Genomic DNA, 1732 nt, shown 5'->3' with positions numbered 1-1732 from the left:
CTCCTTTGTTCAAGACTTTTTACATCAGATTTACTTTCAACACTAAAATAGCAACCACAATCTTTGCACTTATATCTTTGTAAGCCTCTTGTAAATCCAGCTTTAACCTTATTCTCTGATTGACATTTATAACATTTCATAAAACTAATTTATGAAATATATTTTAATTTAACAATACCAATTTTTAAAGGTTTATCAGACTTCAAATGTGCTTCAATAATTTCATTCTGCTACGTAGTGGTTCAATGTAAAGTGACATCGCAAAAAAGTAAGGTTGCAATGGGAAAATGTAAAATTACATCGTGCCAAAGTAGAATGACATTGCAAGAAAGTAAAGTTGCATCGTAAAAAAGTAAAGTTACAACGGGAAAATGTAAAATTACATCGTGCCAAAGTAAAATGACATTGCAAGAAAGTAAAGTTACATTGTAAAAAAGTAAAGTTACAACGAGAAAATGTAAAACTACATCGTGTCAATGTAAAATGACATCGCAAAAAAGTAAAGTTACATTGCAAGATTGTAGCTTTAGCATGTAAGAATATAGAATGTACTTATTTCTATAAGAGACGGGATAATTTCAATTCGATCTCATTAGGGGCATAGGCATAGGTAGGAATGGTTGCCAACAGTTGCAAAAGAACCCCGCTTTTATGTAGTTTATCTTTTTGGTGTGCGGGTTTTAGTGTGTGGTCACGATCAAGATGCTCGCGACAGCGGTGTATTCTGTTCGTATGATTCCTATTGCCATATTATTATTTAAATTATTCCTATATCTCCATTTTCATCAAGAATAAAAAATGTAACTATATTTTTCTCAAAATAAACCATACATGGCACATTTGACTTATAATACTCTTTTTTTCCTTCTGGATGTGTGAACTTTTTATCTTCGTATTTAAAATTCCCATACATAGTTGAAGAATAATTTAATGTAGATGGCAACATTTTATTTCGTTGCAGCTTAATAAAAGTATCTTGAGAAATAATATTATACGGAGTCTTATATATTTCCGAATAATAAAAATCCTCTTCTGCATAAAACACAAGTTCATCATCTACAAGCTCCACTATTAATGTATTAATTGTTTCTAAAGAATGATCTCCTAACAAATATTTATCAATTAATTCTTGCATTTCATCATAGTAAAATTTTGATTTTGGATTATGTAAATCCATTTGTATGATGCCTATTGCCATTTTGTTTTATTTTTTAATTTTTAAACCAACTGTGTAAAATCTCCTTACTTTGAGCTAACCAATCTACTATTTTTGGGTTTTGAAGTATTGCACAAAGTTAGGAGACTTTGCGTAGCGGTGAAGCTGTGATTTTCCAAATGTTTCCAAACTCCTAAAATCAAATCGTCTATTAACGAAAAAGCAAGGATTAAGATATATGTTTCGCGCTCAATATACCATCCGGTTAATTTTTCAGACAAACTTAATCCCGCCGCCGGAACCACCGCCAACTTTATCGAAGCCCAAATCTTCCCACCCACACCCCCGGAGTGGATAGAAAGAAGGTTTTTTATTATGAACTGTTTTATCATTTTTTGGTATTGTTAAATTAAAATATATTTCATAAATTAGTTTTATGAAATGTTATAAATGTCAATCAGAGAATAAAGTTAAAGCTGGCTTTACAAGAGGCTTACAAAGATATAAGTGCAAAGATTGTGGTTGCTATTTTAGTGTTGAAAGTAAATCTGATGTAAAAAGTCTTGAACAAAGGAG

At 30.9% G+C, this 1732-nt stretch carries 4 protein-coding genes; 1 reads left to right on the top strand and 3 read right to left on the bottom strand.

Annotated features, from left to right (window positions below; translation table 11 throughout):
* The 3 genes from BUA89_RS23615 to BUA89_RS22615 form a co-directional block, all read right to left on the bottom strand.
* Positions 1–140 (bottom strand): IS1/IS1595 family N-terminal zinc-binding domain-containing protein (locus BUA89_RS23615; RefSeq protein WP_455423254.1); only part of this gene is annotated, 140 nt, incomplete at its 3' end.
* Between the two features lie 617 nt (positions 141–757).
* Positions 758–1198: a hypothetical protein gene (locus tag BUA89_RS22620; protein ID WP_072964280.1), complete on the bottom strand. Its 441-nt coding sequence runs from the start codon at positions 1196–1198 to the stop codon at positions 758–760.
* A 44-nt stretch (positions 1199–1242) separates the two neighbouring features.
* Entirely contained in the window at positions 1243–1548 is a 306-nt protein-coding gene (locus BUA89_RS22615) for a hypothetical protein (protein ID WP_072964277.1), read from the bottom strand.
* 44 nt (positions 1549–1592) lie between these two features.
* Between BUA89_RS22615 and BUA89_RS23610 the strand changes: the two genes are divergently transcribed.
* Positions 1593–1732: IS1/IS1595 family N-terminal zinc-binding domain-containing protein (locus BUA89_RS23610; protein ID WP_455423254.1), on the top strand; the 140-nt coding region annotated here is incomplete at its 3' end.

The sequence above is a fragment of the Chryseobacterium arachidis genome (genome assembly GCF_900129245.1).
In the GTDB taxonomy this organism is placed as follows: Bacteria; Bacteroidota; Bacteroidia; order Flavobacteriales; family Weeksellaceae; genus Chryseobacterium; species Chryseobacterium arachidis.
The sequence above is the reverse complement of the archived record's forward strand: the minus strand, read 5'-3'. Positions and strand labels throughout refer to the sequence as shown.

Excerpts from the sequence above, each read along its gene's own strand:
- BUA89_RS22615 (WP_072964277.1), bottom strand. The coding sequence starts at position 1,548 with ATGATAAAACAGTTCATAATAAAAAACCTTCTTTCTATCCACTCCGGG.
- BUA89_RS22620 (WP_072964280.1), bottom strand. The coding sequence starts at position 1,198 with ATGGCAATAGGCATCATACAAATGGATTTACATAATCCAAAATCAAAA.